This is a genomic window from Streptomyces sp. NBC_00654 (assembly GCF_026341775.1).
Classification (GTDB): Bacteria; Actinomycetota; Actinomycetes; order Streptomycetales; family Streptomycetaceae; genus Streptomyces.
In genome coordinates, this window is sequence record NZ_JAPEOB010000001.1 from 2,326,871 (window position 1) to 2,342,581 (window position 15,711).

General features: G+C 73.5%; 9 protein-coding genes. 3 read left to right on the forward strand and 6 right to left on the reverse strand.

Features of this window, described 5'->3' with window-relative positions:
* The first annotated feature begins 20 nt into the window (after positions 1–20).
* From OHA98_RS10150 to OHA98_RS10160, 3 genes are all read left to right on the forward strand, one after another.
* Positions 21–3,734: a serine protease gene (locus tag OHA98_RS10150; RefSeq protein ID WP_266924432.1), complete on the forward strand. Its 3,714-nt coding sequence runs from the start codon at positions 21–23 to the stop codon at positions 3,732–3,734.
* Positions 3,735–3,777: 43 nt separating this feature from the next.
* The gene (locus tag OHA98_RS10155; protein WP_266924434.1) at positions 3,778–4,734 is read left to right on the forward strand and encodes a bifunctional riboflavin kinase/FAD synthetase; all 957 of its coding nucleotides are present in this window, start codon (positions 3,778–3,780) and stop codon (positions 4,732–4,734) included.
* 153 nt (positions 4,735–4,887) lie between these two features.
* Positions 4,888–6,057, forward strand: coding sequence for an XdhC/CoxI family protein (locus tag OHA98_RS10160; RefSeq protein WP_266924436.1), 1,170 nt, complete (start codon positions 4,888–4,890; stop codon positions 6,055–6,057).
* 54 nt (positions 6,058–6,111) lie between these two features.
* On the opposite strand, the gene OHA98_RS10165 is transcribed toward OHA98_RS10160, so the two are convergent.
* From OHA98_RS10165 to OHA98_RS10190, 6 genes are all read right to left on the reverse strand, one after another.
* Entirely contained in the window at positions 6,112–7,113 is a 1,002-nt protein-coding gene (locus OHA98_RS10165) for an ABC transporter ATP-binding protein (RefSeq protein ID WP_266924438.1), read from the reverse strand.
* Positions 7,110–8,336, reverse strand: coding sequence for an ABC transporter ATP-binding protein (locus tag OHA98_RS10170; RefSeq protein WP_266924440.1), 1,227 nt, complete (start codon positions 8,334–8,336; stop codon positions 7,110–7,112). Before OHA98_RS10170 ends, OHA98_RS10165 begins: the two co-directional genes overlap by 4 nt.
* Positions 8,333–9,253 carry an ABC transporter permease gene (locus OHA98_RS10175; protein ID WP_266924442.1) on the reverse strand — a complete coding sequence of 307 codons (921 nt, stop codon included), beginning with the start codon at positions 9,251–9,253 and terminating at the stop codon, positions 8,333–8,335. The genes OHA98_RS10170 and OHA98_RS10175 overlap by 4 nt, the downstream gene beginning before the upstream one ends.
* Positions 9,250–10,341 (reverse strand): ABC transporter permease, encoded by a 1,092-nt coding sequence (locus OHA98_RS10180; RefSeq protein WP_266924444.1) that lies wholly within the window; start codon positions 10,339–10,341, stop codon positions 9,250–9,252. Before OHA98_RS10180 ends, OHA98_RS10175 begins: the two co-directional genes overlap by 4 nt.
* A 3-nt stretch (positions 10,342–10,344) precedes the next feature.
* Complete coding sequence (locus OHA98_RS10185) at positions 10,345–12,222, reverse strand: ABC transporter substrate-binding protein (RefSeq protein WP_266924446.1); 1,878 nt, start codon at positions 12,220–12,222, stop codon at positions 10,345–10,347.
* Positions 12,223–12,420: 198 nt separating this feature from the next.
* Positions 12,421–15,516, reverse strand: coding sequence for an SCO5717 family growth-regulating ATPase (locus tag OHA98_RS10190; RefSeq protein ID WP_266924448.1), 3,096 nt, complete (start codon positions 15,514–15,516; stop codon positions 12,421–12,423).
* Between the last annotated feature and the right edge of the window lie 195 nt (positions 15,517–15,711).

A 15,711-nucleotide genomic window follows, 5' to 3' on the forward strand; every position in this document is an offset into this window, starting at 1 on the left:
CCCGACCTACCGTTTGCAGCATGGGCAGCGGGGACCGGTCGAAGCTGGTAAGAATCTGCGATCAGGCCGGCCGGCCGCGAGGGACCGGATTTGTCGCGGACGACCGCGGGACGGTCGTCACCGGCCACCAGGCCGTCGTCTCGGGCGCCCCCCTGGTGCTGCACGGGAGCGACGGCCGCAGCGTCCCGCTCGGCCCCGGCGACATCACCGCACTGCCCGCGCTCGGCCTGGCGCTGCTGCGCACCGGCGGCCCCGACGCGCTCGGCGCCGAGCCGCTGCCCATCGCCGCACGGGAGCGGATCGAGGCCGGGACGTACGTACGGATCGCTGCGCACGGCTGGCGCGAGGCCCGCGTGCTCGGTACGTCCCCGGCGACGTACACCGAGCGCGGCCGGAGCCATCCGGTCGGCGCCGCGCTGGAACTGGCCCTCGGCACGGACGGGCGCGACGCGCTGCGCTCGGGCGGGGCGGCCGTGGGAGGCCCGGTGACGGACCCGGTGACCGGTGCGGTCCTCGGCGTGCTCTGCACCGCCCTGCGCGCCGCCCACGAGGCCGCCGGGCTCGCCCTGCCGCTCGCGGCCGGCCCCGATGACGCGGAGGGCCCGCTCGGCGCTCTGCTGCGGCGCAACGCGTCTGCCGTCCCGGGCTACGGGCGCGACCTCAACCTCGCCGGTGCCCTCCAGCTCACCGCGACCTCGGTCGGTTCCGCCGGCGGCCCCCACTCACGTACCGAACCGGTGGAGCGGGAGGACGTGCACGCGGAGTTCACCGCCTTCGAGGACGGCACGGGCACGGTCCTCGGACTCGTCGGGGCGCCCGGCACCGGCCGCACCACGGAACTCGCCGCCCTGGCCGCCCGCCGGGCCGGCGGCGAGGACCCCGCGCTCACCCTGTGGCTGCGCGGTGCCGACCTGCTGGCCGACGACGTCTCCATCGCCGGGGCACTCGCCCGTACCCTCGCCGGTTCCGCGCGGATCGTCTCCGCGGCCGGGGCCCGGGGCGACATGGCGACGGCCACCCCCGAGCGGGTGGCCGGACTGGCCGCCGCGGCCGGGCGCCCGCTGCTCGTCGTGCTCGACGGCCCCGAGGAGATGCCCCCGCTGCTGGCCCACCGGCTCGCCGAGTGGACGGCGGGCACGGCCGGCTGGCTGCGGCAGCACGGAGTGCGGCTCGTCGTCGCCTGCCGCCCCGAGCACTGGGAGCGGGCCGGTTCGCTCTACCCGCCGGACACCCTGCACCGCCCGGCGCGGTCCGCCCGGGGGCTGCCGCCCGCGCTGCGGCTGGGCGATCTGACCGCGAGCCAGGCCGAACGCGCCCGCGAGCGGTACGGCATCCCGTCCGGCGCCCTCGTCCCGGGCCATGAACGGCACCCGCTCACCCTGCGGTTGCTCGCCGAGGTACGCGGGGCGCTGCCCCCGGACGTGCCCGGCCGGCCCGGCACCGAGGACGTCTTCGGCGCCCACCTCGACCTCATGTGCGTCCGCGTCGCGGTCCGGATCGCGGCGGCGGCCGATCCGCAGCCACGGGGCACCGCCGTGCGCCGGCTGGCCGCCCGGGTGGCCGGGCAGGTCCACGAGGCGGCCCGGCGCTGTCTGGGGCCGGGCCAGGGCGAGCTGGACCGGGCGGCGTTCGAGGAGATCTTCCCCTGGCGCACCGGCTGGGCCTCGGCGGTCCTGACCGAGGGCCTCCTGGTCCCCGCGGGCGCGGGCTACCGCTTCGCCCATGAGGAGCTGGGGGACTGGGTGCAGGGCGCGCATCTGGACCTCGACGCGGCACTGCGGTCACTGGTCCACCGCTGGCACACGGCGGAGGAGCCCGACGCCCCGGGGGCCCCCGGACCGCACATGCCGCGGCCCCGTCGCTCGCGCCAGCCCCAGCGGGTCCAGCAGCCCCGGGAACCCCGGCTGTCCTCCGAGCCGGGCGAGCCCCGGCGCGGCCGGCGGTGGCAGCCCGCACCGCTCCAGGTGCCCCGGCAGCCCCGGCCGGCCCAGGAGCTCCCCGGGACACCGGAGCCCCGCAGCCTGCCCGTACCGAGGCACCGCATCGGACCGGTGATCCAGGCGATGCTCCTGCTGGGGCGCCGCCAGGGTGCCTCCGCCCTGGCGCACCGGATGGCCGATCTGATCGAGGCACTGGACCGGCTCTCCCACGAGGAGGGGCAGGCGCGGCCGGACGAGGACGCCGTGTGGTGGGCCGCCCATCTCCTGGGCCAGTCGCTGCTCACCGTGCCCGACGCCCGTCCGTATCTCGGCGTCCTGCGGGTGCTCGCCGGACGGATCACCCGGCGGTCCGCCGACGGGGGCGGGGCGGCCGGACTGGGGGCGTACGCGGAGTTCGGTCCCTGGTTCTGGCGGCGGCTGCGGCTGCCCGAGGAGGACCGGATCGACCTGCTGCGGCGGCTCGTGCCCGCCGACGGAGTCCCGCGCGCGGACGGCGACGAACGGTATCTGGACGCCGTGGCCCGGCGGCTCGCCGTCGACCCGCCCGCGGTGCAGGCGCTGCTGTGCCGGTGGTTCACCGACGAGCGCCCGCTGCTCCACGACCGGGACGTGCCCCTGCGGCCCACCGTGGCCGCCGCCGCGCAGGCCCTCCTGTACGCCCGCCGGGACCTGGCCGTCGACGAGTTGACCGACGCCCTCGTGGTGACGCCCCACCCCCGGGCCGCCGAACTCCTCGCCGCCCTCGCCGAGGACGAGCCGGCCGCGCTCTGCCGGGCCGTGGCCCGCTGGGCGCGCGACGAGGACCGGCCCGCGCGGCACCCGGCCGCCGCCCACCACGCCACGCTGCTCGCCGGGCGCACGCTCACCGGCACCGACCGGGCCCTGCTGCGCACCGCCGCCCTCGCACTGCTGGGCCGCCGCTCCGCCGGTGCGCTGCACGGAGCGGCGCTCACCCTCCTCGTACGCGATCCGCAGACCAGGGACGATTACCTCGCCGAGGCCCTGCGGGTCTTCGCCGCAGGTGATCCCGGGCTGCCGGTGGCACTGCTGGCGGAGGTCTTCCCGGCCCGCCCGCAGCCGGTGCTCGCCGCCCTGCGCGCCCGGCTGGCCCGGCCCGGGGACGGCGCGGGCGAGGTGCTGCGGGAGCTGGCCGCGCTGGACACGCCCGCCCTGGCACTGCACGCCGCAGGGCTCGTACGGGAGTACATCGACAGCCATCCGGAGGACGGCACGCCCGCCGCCGAGTACGTGGACCTCCGGCTGGAGCACGGCGCCGCCGCCCGTGCCCTGCTGCTGCCCCTGGTGACCGGGCTGCTCCGCGACCGGCCCGCGCCGCCCGTCGTGCGCGGGGCGCTAGCCGGTGTGCTCGCGGGGCCGGGGAGCGCCGACTCCCGGCCGCTGCGGGCCGAGCTGCTGGAGGTCCTGCTGGAGTTCGAGCAGGACAGGGGGCGGGACCCGGAGGTACTGGACGCGTTGCTGCGGGCCGCCGCGGCCGGCTGCGGGAGCCGGCCCGAGGTACGCACGAGAGCGCTGGTCCACCGCACCGGCATACTGCTGGTGCGCACACCGGAGGGCGCCGCCCGCTTCGACCGGCGGCTCGTCGAACTCGCCCGGGACGTGCCCGGGTTCGCCGCCCTGGTCATCGGATGGCTGACCGACGCCCCGCAGGAATGGGCGGCCGTGGTGGGCCCGAGCACCCGGCGGACCGTGGAGGCGCTGGAGGCGTCGCGGCCCGCGATGCCGGTGCCGATGCGGGTCGCGGGACGTGAGCATGGCAGTCTTAGACCTGCGTAATCGACATACACACGTACACAGGTTCGGGCGAGGAGCGGTCACAGTGCAGCGCTGGCGTGGCTTGGAGGACATCCCCCAGGACTGGGGACGCAGCGTCGTCACCATCGGCTCCTACGACGGAGTGCACCGCGGGCACCAGCTGATCATCGGCCGTGCCGTGGAACGGGCGCGCGAACTGGGCGTTCCGTCCGTCGTCGTGACCTTCGACCCGCACCCCAGCGAGGTCGTCCGCCCCGGCAGCCACCCGCCGCTGCTGGCCCCGCACCACCGTCGCGCCGGGCTGATGGCGGAGCTGGGCGTGGACGCGGTGCTGATCCTGCCGTTCACGGCCGAGTTCTCGAAGCTGTCGCCCACCGACTTCATCGTGAAGGTGCTCGTCGACAAACTGCACGCACAGGCCGTCATCGAGGGACCGAACTTCCGTTTCGGCCACAAGGCGGCGGGGAACGTGGCGCTGCTCACCGAGCTGGGCGCCACCTACGACTACACCGTCGAGGTCATCGATCTCTATGTGAGCGGCGCGGCCGGCGGCGGTCAGCCGTTCTCCTCCACCCTCACCCGCCGGCTGGTCGCCGAGGGCGATGTGGCGGGCGCCGCCGAGATCCTCGGCCGGCCGCACCGCGTCGAGGGCATCGTGGTGCGCGGTGCGCAGCGCGGCCGTGAGCTGGGCTTCCCGACGGCGAACGTGGAGACCCTGCCGCACACCGCGATCCCCGCCGACGGCGTCTACGCGGGCTGGCTCCAGGTGAACGGCGAGGCCATGCCCGCCGCGATCTCCGTGGGGACCAACCTGCAGTTCGATGCCACCGAGCGGACCGTCGAGGCGTACGCGATCGACCGTGTGGGCCTGGAGCTGTACGGGCTGCATGTCGCCGTGGACTTCCTCGCGTATGTACGCGGGATGCTGAAGTTCGACTCGGTCGACGACCTCCTGGTGGCCATGGCCGCCGATGTGAAGCGGTGCAGCGAGCTGATCGAGGCGTACGGGCGCCCCGCCTGACGCCTGACGCCTGACGCCTGACGCCTGACGCCTGGCACCGGACGCCTGACGCCTGACACCGGACACCGGACAGCGGCCCGACGCGGCCCCTGTCCGTGCCCGGTATCCGCCTGTCGTCGCGCGGTCCCGCGGCGGACGGCGGATGCTTGCAGGGTGCGCGACATCCTGCCCGAACTCCGCGACTGGCACACGGCCGGTACGCCCTTCGCCCTGGCGACCGTCGTCGCCGTCCACGGCAGCGCGCCCCGGGAGCCCGGTGCCGCGATGGCGGTCAGCGCCGGGGGCGCGGCGGCGGGCAGCGTCTCCGGGGGCTGCGTCGAGAGCGATGTGTACGAGGTGGCCGACGAGGTGCTCGCCACCGGCCGGCCGCGGCTGCGGTCCTACGGGATCAGTGACGACGACGCCCTCGGGGTCGGTCTGACCTGCGGCGGCACGATCGAGGTCCTGGTACGCGCCTACACCTCGGCCGCGGACCGCGACCGGCTGCGCACGGTGATGGACCTCGTCGCCGCCGATGAGCCGGTGGCGGTGGCGACGGTCCTGCCGCGAGCGGACCCGGACACCGGCCCGGACAAGGACCCGATTCCGGTTCCGGGAGGCCTGGGGGCCGGGGACTTCCTGGTGGTCCTGGCGGACCGTACGGCGGGCTCGCTCGGCGCCGAGGGACTCGACGCGGCGGTCACCGACGACGCCCGCGGGCTGCTGGCCCAGGGGGCCACCGGGGTGCAGCGGTACGGGGCGCGGGGCCAGCGCCGGATGCAGGAGGTGTCCGTCTTCGTCCAGACGTTCGCCCCACCGCCCCGCATGCTCGTCTTCGGCGCCATCGACCATGCGGCGGCCACCGCGCGGATCGGTTCGTTCCTCGGCTACCGGGTCACGGTCTGCGACGCCCGCCCGGCCTTCGCCACCCGGGAGCGCTTCCCGTCCGCCGACGAGGTCGTCCGCGCCTGGCCGCACACGTACCTCGAATCGACCCCGGTCGACGCCCGCACGGTCATCTGTGTGCTGACGCACGACCCGAAGTTCGATGTGCCGCTGCTCGTCGCCGCGCTGCGGACGCCCGCCGCCTACATCGGGGTCATGGGCAGCCGCCGCACCCATCGCGACCGGACCGCCCGGCTGCGCGAGGCCGGGGTGGGCGAGGCGGAACTGGCCCGCCTCGCCTCACCCGTCGGCCTCGACCTCGGGGCCCGTACCCCGCAGGAGACGGCCGTCTCCATCGCGGCCGAGATCATCCAGCACCGCTGGGGCGGGACGGGCCGCCCGCTGGGCGAACTGGCGGGCTCCATCCACCATGGGGCACCCGGCCCGTCCGGCGGGTGAGGGCCGGCCGGAGCGCCGGCCGGGCAGGACGCCGGTCAGGCCGGGACCGGCGCGTCAGGCCGGGACCGGCGCCTTCGGGACCGCGGTGGCCCAGTGGCACGCCACCTGGGTGGCGTCGCCCCCTTCCAGCACCGGCAGATCCTTCGTACGGCAGGCGTCCGCCACCCCCGCCCGTTCGGCCTCGCCCGAGGCCAGGACCTGACAGCGGACATGGAACCGGCAGCCCGACGGCACCCGCGACGGGTCCGGCGGCTCCCCGGTCAGAATCACCGGTTCGCCCTCCGCGTCCGGCAGCACGGACAACAGGGCCTTGGTGTACGGGTGCTGAGGTGCCGTCAGTATCCGCTCCACCGGGCCCGTCTCGACGATCCGGCCCAGATACATCACGGCCACCCGGTCCGCGATGTTCCACGCCAGACCCAGATCGTGCGTGACGACCAGTGCGGAGAGCCCCAGTTCGTCGCGCAGCCGCAGCAGCAGGGCCAGGATCTCGCCGCGCACCGACGCGTCCAGCGAGGCCACCGGTTCGTCGGCGACGATCAGTTCGGGCTCCAGGACGAGTGCGCCCGCGATGACGACGCGCTGGCGCTGGCCGCCGGACAGCTCGTGCGGGTAGCGCAGGAAGAAGCGCTCGGGCGGTCGCAGCCCGGCCAGGGACAGCGCCTGGGCCACCGCGGCCCGCTCGTCGCCCGTGTACCCGTGGATGCGCAGCCCCTCCGCCACCGCGTCGTACACCGTGTGCCGGGGGTTGAGCGAGCCGCTGGGGTCCTGGAGGACCAGCTGCACGCGCTTGCGGTACGCCTTGAGGGCGCGGCCCGAGTAGTCCAGCGGGGTGCCGTCGAAGGTGACCCGGCCGGAGCTGGGCGCCACCAGGCCCAGCAGGGAGCGGGCCAGGGTCGTCTTGCCGCAGCCCGACTCGCCGACCAGGGCCACGATCTCGCCCCGCCCGATGTCGAGGTCGACGCCGTCCACGGCGCGCGCCGCGGCGGCACCGCGCCGGCCGGGGAAGGTGACCTTCAGCGCCTCGGCGCTGAGCAGGGGAGTGGTGGCGGTCATGAGGTGCTCCTCGCTTCCTCGGCCCCGGGAAGACCGGGCTGTGCCCCCGGCGGGGCGGAGTCGGCTCCGGCCGCGGCGGCCGCGACGTCCGGCAGACCGGTATCCGGCAGAACGGCGTCCGTCGGCCCGGTATCCGTCGGCCCGGCGTCCGGTGACCCGGCGTCTGGCGGCCCGGTATCCGGTGGCCCGGCATCGGCGCCCGCGAGCGCGGCCGCGACGGCCTCCGGTTCCACCAGCACACAGGCCGCCCGGCGCCCGGCCCCGGCGGCCCGCAGTTCCTGGTCCGCGGTGGCACAGGAGTCCAGCGCCTCCGGGCACCGCGGATGGAACGTACAGCCGGAGGGCAGCGCCGCCGGGTCCGGCGGGTCGCCCGGCAGCCCGCGCGGGGCGTGGCGGGAGGAGAGATCACCGATCCTGGGGAAGGCGGCCGACAGCGCCTTGCCGTACGGGTGGCGGGCGCTCTCGTACACCTGTTTGGCCGGGCCCTCCTCGACGATCCGGCCCGCGTACATCACCGACAGCCGGTCGCAGGTGTCGGCGAGCACCGCCAGGTCGTGGCTGATCATGATCAGCCCGACGTCCTGGTCGGCGACGAGCTGCTCGATCAGCCGCAGGATCTGCGCCTGGATCATCACATCGAGCGCCGTGGTCGGCTCGTCCGCGACGATCAGACGCGGGTCGCAGGCCAGGGCCATCGCGATCATCACGCGCTGGCGCTGGCCGCCGGACAGCTCGTGCGGATAGGCCTGCGCGCGGGCGGCCGGCAGCCCCACCTGTTCCAGCAGTTCACCGGCCCGCTTGCGGGCTGCGGCGGGGGTGGCCTTCCGGTGCAGCAGGATCGGTTCGGCAATTTGGTCCCCGACGCGGTGCACGGCGTTCAGCGAGTGCATCGCGCCCTGGAAGACGATCGACGCCCCGGCCCAGCGCACCGCCCGCAGCCGGCCCCACTTCATGGTGAGGACGTCCTCGCCGTCCAGCAGGATCTCGCCCGACAGGGTGGCCGACGCGGGCAGCAGCCGCAGCAGGGCGAGGGCCAGCGTCGACTTCCCGCACCCGGACTCCCCGGCGATGCCGAGCTTCTGGCCGGCCTCGACGCGCAGGTCGATGCCGCGCACGGCGGGCACGGCGAGGGCTCCGGAGCCGTAGGTGACCCGCAGGTCCCGGACTTCGAGCAGCGGCTGCCCGGTCGCGGGCTTCTTCGTGATGGTCGTCGTGGTGGTCAACGGGTCACCCCCAGCTTGGGGTTGAGCACGGTCTCGATGGTGCGGCCGCACAGCGTGAACGCGAGGGCGACGACCGCGATGGCGAGTCCGGGCGGAGCGAGGTACCACCAGTTGCCGGAGCTGACCGCGCCGGCCTCACGGGCGTCCTGGAGCAGCCCGCCCCAGGAGACGATCGTGGGATCGCTGAGCCCGAGAAAGGCGAGTGTCGCCTCGGTGAGGATGGCGGTGGAGATCACCAGGGTGGTCTGGGCGAGCACCAGCGGCATGACGTTGGGCAGCACATGGCGGGACATGATGTGCCCGTGGCCGCCCCCGAGCGCCGTGGAGCGCTCGATGTACGGCCGGGACTCGACGGACAGCGTCTGCGCGCGGACCAGCCGGGCGGTCGTCGGCCAGGTCGTCACGCCGATCGCCAGGATCGTCGTCCAGACGGACCGCGACAGGACCGTGGCCAGCGCGATGGCGAGCACGAGGGTCGGCATCACCAGGAACCAGTCGGTGATCCGCATGACGACGGTCCCGTACCAGCCCTTGAAGTGTCCCGCGGTGATCCCGACCAGGGTGCCGATCGCGACCGAGAGGAACGCCGCGAGCAGGCCGACGGTCAGCGAGACCCTGGTGCCCCACACCAGCAGGGCCAGCAGGCTGCGCCCGAACTGGTCGGTCCCCAGCGGGAATTCGCCGCTCGGTGGTTCCAGGGGGCCGCCCGGCGCCTGGGTGACGCTCTGGGAGCCGGCGCCCACGAGCAGCGGCGCGGCCAGCGCGATCAGGGCGATCAGGGAGAGTACGGCGAGGCCGACGAGGCCCGCCCGGTGGCTGCGGTACTGCTGCCAGAAGGCGGCCGCCGAACGGCGTCTGCGGGCCCAGGTGAGCGCGCGCGGGCCGCTGTTCTTCACGGCATCGGTCGAGGTCGTCATCGGCCCACCCGGGGATCGAGCAGCGGATAGATCACATCGGCGAGTGTGTTCATCAGGATCACCGCGGCGGCGAAGACGAAGAACAGTGCCTGCACCAGTGGCAGGTCGGGCACGCTCAGCGCCTGGTAGAAGAGCCCACCGAGCCCCGGCCAGGAGAACACGGTCTCCACCAGGATGGCGCCCGCGACCGTGTTGCCCAGGTTCACGAAGAGCAGGGTCACGGTCGGCAGCATCGCGTTGGGCACGGCGTGGCGGCGGCGTACGAGATCGTCGCGCAGCCCCTTCGCGCGGGCCGTCGTCAGATAGTCGCTGCCCATCTCGTCGAGCAGCGAGGAGCGCATCACCAGCAGGGTGCGCGCGTACTCGACGGCGACGAGGGTGATGACCGGCAGCACCATGTGGTGGGCGACGTCGAGGACGTAGTCGAAGCCGCTCGTACTGCCGGACTCCATGCCTCCGGTCGGGAAGAGCCCGGGGATCGGGCCGATGCCCACCGACAGGGTGATGATCAGGAGCAGACCGAGCCAGAACGAGGGCACGGAGTAGAGCGTCAGTGCGAAGGCCGTATGGGTGCGGTCCCCGACAGAACCGTTTCGCCAGGCGGACCGGGCACCCAGCCAGATGCCGATCACCGTGTAGATCACGAAGGCGGTACCGGTGAGCAGCAGGGTGGCGGGCAGCGCCTCGGTGATCTTGTCGATCACGGGGGCGCGGAACTGGTACGACGTACCGAAGTCCCCGGTGAGCGCCTTGCCGCAGTAGTCGGTGAACTGCTGCCAGAGCGGCAGGTCGAGGCCGAACTCGCGGCGCATCGCGGCGATCTGCTCCGTGGACACCTGCCGGCCGCCGGTCATCTGCTTGACCGGGTCGCCGGGAATCAGCCGGAACAGGAAGAAGCTGGTGACGAGCACGGCGAACAGCGAGACGGCCGCACCGGCCAGCTTGCCCGCCACATAGCGGAGATAGGCGGTCGTGCTGCGGGAGCGTGGACCGCGGGCCGACGGCCCGGCCGGAGCCGGGCCGTCGGACTCCGCACCGTCCACGCCCGCCGCGCCCTTCAGGAGCGCGGGAGTGCTTTCTGTGCTCATGGACTATTCACGGTCTTCCGCGGTGGAACGACGACGCATGGCGAACAGCAGTCCGCCACCGGCGAGGACGACGACGGCGACACCGACACCGATGAGCACCCCGGTGGAGCTGCCACCGGAGTCGTCGGAGCCGGAGGAGGCGGAGGCGGCCGGAACCGCGGACCACCAGCTCCAGTAACCGTCCTGGCCGTAGATATTGCCCGCGTCCGAGGGCATGGTCGTGATCGACTTGATCTGGTCGGTGCGGTAGGCCTCGACGGCATTCGGGTACGCCATGACGTTCATGTACCCGGTGTCGTACAGCCGTGACTCCATCTGCTTGACCAGATCAGCCCGTTTGGCCGGGTCGTACTCGGCCAGTTGCTGGTCGTAGAGCCCGTCGTACTGCTTGTCGCAGATGAAGTTGTCGGTGGCGGCCGACTCCTTCGGCTTGGACGGCAGCGCGGCGCAGGTGTGGATCGACATCACGAAGTCGGGGTCCGGGTTGACGGACCAGCCGTCGAAGGCGAGGTCGTACTCGCCGGCGTACCAGGGGTCGGTGACGTTGTCGATGCAGTCGACCTTCAGACCGATGCCCAGGCCGCCCCACCACTCCTGGAGGTACTTGCCGACCGCCTTGTCGTTCGGGTCGGTGGCGTGGCACAGGATCCGGAAGTCGAGCGGCTTTCCGTCCTTGCCGACGCGCTTGCCGCCGCTGTTCTTCCTGTATCCGGCCTTGTCGAGCAGGGCCGCCGCCCTGGAGGGGTCGTACGCCAGCTTCTGGCCGTCGGCGGGCTTCCAGAAGTAGTCGGAGAAGCGCGGCGGGATGTAGCCCTCGCCCTCCACGGCATGGCCCTGGAAGACCTTGTCGATGATGGTCCTGCGGTCGACGGCCATGAAGAGCGCCTGGCGCACCTTCTGGTCGAGCAGCGCCGGGTGGCCGTCGCCGAACTTCTTGCCGTCCTTCGTACGGGCGCCCGGGTTGACGGCGAGGGCGTAGAAGCGCCTGCCCGGCGCGTCGTTCACCTTGATGTTCTCGGCGTTCTTGAGGGAGGCCGACTGGGCGGGAGTCAGGCTGGGGCTGCCCGCGACGAAGGAGACCTCACCCTTGCGCAGGGCGGCGACGGCCGCGTCCTGGTCCTTGTAGTAACGGAAGACGATCTCGTCGAACTTCGGCGCACCACGCCAGAAGTCCTTGTTGGCCTTCAGCTTCACAAAGCTGTCGACCTTGTAGTCCGTGAGGATGAACGGACCGTTCCCGACGATCGGGAACTCGGTGTCGTTGTTGAACTTGGAGAAGTCGGGGACTTTCTCCCAGACGTGCTTCGGGACGATCGGCACATCGAGCGCGGCCATCGTGGCCTGCGGCTGTTTCAGTTCGATGACCAGCTTGTCCGCACTGGGCGCGGTCACCTTCCTGAAGTTGGTGACGAAGTTGCCGTTGGAGGTGGCAGCGCCCTCGTCGGTCATTATTTTGTTGAAGGTCCACGCGGCGTCCTCGGCGGTGGCCTGCTGCCCGTCCGACCACTTCGAGTCCGACCGGATCGTGTAGGTCCAGGTCAGCTTGTCCGCGGAGGGCTCCCACGTGGTGGCGAGCGCCGGGATCGCGCGGTTGTCCTTGGGGTCATAGTTCGTCAGGTAGTCGTACATGAGCCGGGAGACACTCGTGCTGACCAGGCGCTGCGCGAGGAACGGGCTCAGGGAGTCGACGCTCTGCGCGACCGCGACCGTCAGAGTGGTCTTGCCGCTGTCGGCGGCCTGCGCCTGCGAGGGCGCGGGTGTGAGGGGATTCCCGGGGACGACCGATCCGGCGGCGAGCGCCAGTGCGGCGGCGCCGGAGGCCAGGAGGACGCGCATACGGCGACGTGGCCGGGAGGAGTGTGGTGGGACTCTTGTGACCATGGGACGTGGACCTCGCGTCATGACTCGCATGGAGAAGGCGGGCAGATCTCTGGTTCGCCAGCTGGTGAAGCGAAGGTTTATCAGCGGTGGCCGAGCCGCGTCAACGGTCCGTCAAACCGCGTGTGGGCTGCGAAAATACGCAAAGGGCCCGCACCGTCGGAACGGTGCGGGCCCTCATTGGTTTAGACCTCTATTGCCCTACTGCTGGGGTGCGGGCGGTGGCTGCGGAGGGGTCTGCTGCCAGCCCGAGGGCGGTACGGGACCTTCCAGTTCGCCCTGTCCGCCCGGCCGTCCCGCCTCCGGGAGCGGGAGCGCCGGGCTCGCGTCCGACGGGGCCTGCGGGGGCGGCGACTGCTGCTGCCAGCCGTTCTGCTGCCATCCGCCCTGCTGGGCGCCGGGGGCCGGCTGACCGGGATACGGCTGCTGCGGGGGCTGCTGCTGGGCCGGCTGAGCTCCCCCGTACGGCGGCTGGCCGCCATAGGGCTGTTGGGGGTACGCCTGGGGCGGGTACGGCTGCTGCTGTCCGGGCATGGGCTGACCCGGCATGGGCTGACCCGGCATCGGCTGTCCGGGCATCGGCTGTCCGGGCATGGGCTGTCCGGGCATCGGCTGACCCGGCATGGGCTGTCCGGGCTGCTGGTGTCCGGGCATCGGCGGGGCGAACTGCGGCGGCATGGAGCCGTCCGACGTCCACAGCCCCTGCTGCTGCTGGGCGCGCGCGAAGTCCTCGGCGACCATCGCGGAGAGATGGAAGTACGCCTCGCGGGTCTTCGGCCGCATCATGTCCAGGTCGACCTCGGCGCCCGCGGACAGGTGCTCGTCGAACGGTACGACGACGACGCCCCGGCAGCGCGTCTCGAAGTGCTGCACGATGTCGTCCACCTTGATCATCTTGCCGGTCTCGCGGACCCCGGAGATGACCGTGATGGATCGCTGCACCAGATCCGCGTACCCGTGCGCGGACAGCCAGTCCAGCGTGGTCGACGCACTGGACGCGCCGTCGACGGAGGGCGTCGAGATGATGATCAGCTGGTCGGCGAGGTCGAGCACGCCCCGCATCGCGGAGTAGAGCAGACCCGTGCCCGAGTCGGTGAGGATGATCGGGTACTGCTTGCCGAGCACCTCGATCGCACGCCGGTAGTCCTCGTCGTTGAACGTCGTGGAGACCGCCGGGTCCACATCGTTGGCGATGATCTCCAGACCGGAGGGCGCCTGCGAGGTGAACCGGCGGATGTCCATGTACGAGTTGAGGTACGGGATCGCCTGGACCAGGTCGCGGATGGTCGCCCCGGTCTCGCGGCGCACCCGGCGGCCGAGCGTACCGGCGTCCGGGTTGGCGTCGATGGCGAGGATCTTGTCCTGCCGCTCCGTCGCCAGCGTCGAGCCCAGCGCGGTCGTCGTGGTGGTCTTGCCGACACCGCCCTTGAGGCTGATGACGGCGATCCGGTAGCAGGACAGCACCGGAGTGCGGATCAGCTCCAGCTTGCGCTGACGCTCGATCTCCTCCTTCTTGCCGCCGAGCTTGAACCGGGACACCCCCGACGGGTTGCGGCTGCTCTTGGCCTTCTGCTTGCCCCGGACCAGCCGGTCGGAGGAGAGCTCGACGGCGGCCGTGTAGCCGAGCGGCGCGCCCGGCACGGAGCGCTCGCGCTGGTCATGGGTGACCGGCGTGGGCCAGGCGTTGCCGGTACGCGGGTCGACGGGCGGAGCCTGCGGGTCCGGGCGCTGGGGCTGCTGAGGCGCCTGCTGCGGTGGCTGCTGCTGGGCCGGGAGGTGCGGCTGGGGCTGATACTGCTCCGGCGGCTGCGGGGCGGCCGGGGCGATGGGCGCGGGCAGGTGAGGCGTGCCCTGGGCCGGCTGCTGCGCGGGGAGCGGTACTCCCTGTCCGGGGAACCCGGGCCGGGGGGCCTGGGCCGACTGGGGCTGCTGAGGTGCCTGGGCCGCCTGGGGGAACCCGTAACCGCCCTGCTGCTGTGGGGCCTGCGGCTGCTGGGGGAATCCGTACCCGCCGGCGGCCTGCGGGGCCTGCGGTGGCAGCAGTGCGCTAAGCGGTGCGCTCTGCCCCGGGAACTGCTGCTGCGGGGGCTGCTGGCCCTGAGGCGCCTGGTACGGCTGAGGCGCTTGCGGCGCCTGGTACGGCTGCGGCTGAGACTGCGGTGCTTGGTGTGACTGCGGCGCCGGGTACGGCTGCGGTGCCTGGTGAGGCTGCGGTACCTGGGCCGCCTGCGGGAATCCGTATCCGCCGGGCGCCTCGTTCGCGGGCACCGGGGCGGGCCACTGCGACGCGGACTGCGGCGCGGTGGGCTGCGGTGCGGCGGGCTGGAAGGCGGGCGGCAGCGGGGGCAGGGCGGCCTGGGCGGGCAGCGCCGGCGCCCACGGCGCCGGAGCGGCGGCCGCCTGCGGCGCGTCCTTGGGTGCCGCGTCCGTGACGGCGTGCGGGGGCTCGTCGGCGGGCGCCGCCGGATCCGTCGCGGCGGAGTCGTCGCCCGCCGCCCCCTCGGTGCTCCCGGCGTCCGCCGACCCGTCCGCGGCCCCGGCACTCCGGGGATCCGCGGGCACCGCGTCGGTGACGGCGGGGGCGGAGTCCGGTTCCGGAGCCGTCACGGCATCCGTACGGGACTCCGGGGCGTCCTCGTCAGGTCCGGCGGTGCCGGCCGCACCGGTTCCGGCGGTGTCCGTCGTCCCCGGCGTCCCGTTCTCCGGAGCGTCGGCGTCCGGCCGCGCACCGGTGGCGTCCGGAGCCGCGGTGCCGTCCGGTGCCGCGGTGGCCGCCGCCTCACGCTCCGCGATCTCCCGCTTCAGCGCGGCCGGGGAGAACCGCATCGTCGCGCCGCTCTCCAGGTCGCCGCCGCCGAACGGGTCGGCTGCGCCGTCCTCGGCCCCGGCCCCCTCGGAGGGAGCCTGCGCGGGCGGGGACGCGGGTGCGGGTGCCGACGGGGAGGCGGCCTCGGGCGACGGCAGGGAGGCGGGCGGCATCGAAGCCGGTGGCGCCGAAGCGGGCACGCCCGGCAGCGAGGGCTCCGCCGGAGCGGGCGGCGCGGGTGCCCAGTTGGGGTCGAAGCCGCCCGCGGCGGGCGGTCCCGGCACGGAGACCGGCGCCCCGTGGGGCGGCGGAGGCGGTGCCAGATGGGACCCCGCCCCGCCCGACGAATCCCCCGCGGCGTTCTGCGTGTACCAGGCGGGCGGGGTGTAGTCGATGGTGAACTCACCCGTCATCTCGGCGGGATCCGCGTCGGACGACTCGTCGACGGGCGTGTTCCATCCCCCGCGGATCTCGTCCCGATCGCCGTTCACTTTGCCTCCTGGTGTGGTCGAGCACCCTTGTGCCGTGGGGGGTGGGGGTGTCGGTTCCCGGCGTCCGATCCGCCCGGCTCTCCCCCTGGGACGCGCCATGCCTGTCCGCAGGTTCTGCTGCCGCGCCCGCACCCACCCTAATCGCCATCGGGCGCTCTACGGCAGGCCGTACGGCAAGGCGAGGTCTGTCCCGTA

Excerpts from the sequence above, each read along its gene's own strand:
- OHA98_RS10150 (WP_266924432.1), top strand. The coding sequence starts at position 21 with ATGGGCAGCGGGGACCGGTCGAAGCTGGTAAGAATCTGCGATCAGGCC.
- OHA98_RS10180 (WP_266924444.1), bottom strand. The coding sequence starts at position 10,341 with ATGAGCACAGAAAGCACTCCCGCGCTCCTGAAGGGCGCGGCGGGCGTG.
- OHA98_RS10165 (WP_266924438.1), bottom strand. The coding sequence starts at position 7,113 with ATGACCGCCACCACTCCCCTGCTCAGCGCCGAGGCGCTGAAGGTCACC.
- OHA98_RS10175 (WP_266924442.1), bottom strand. The coding sequence starts at position 9,253 with ATGACGACCTCGACCGATGCCGTGAAGAACAGCGGCCCGCGCGCGCTC.
- OHA98_RS10185 (WP_266924446.1), bottom strand. The coding sequence starts at position 12,222 with ATGGTCACAAGAGTCCCACCACACTCCTCCCGGCCACGTCGCCGTATG.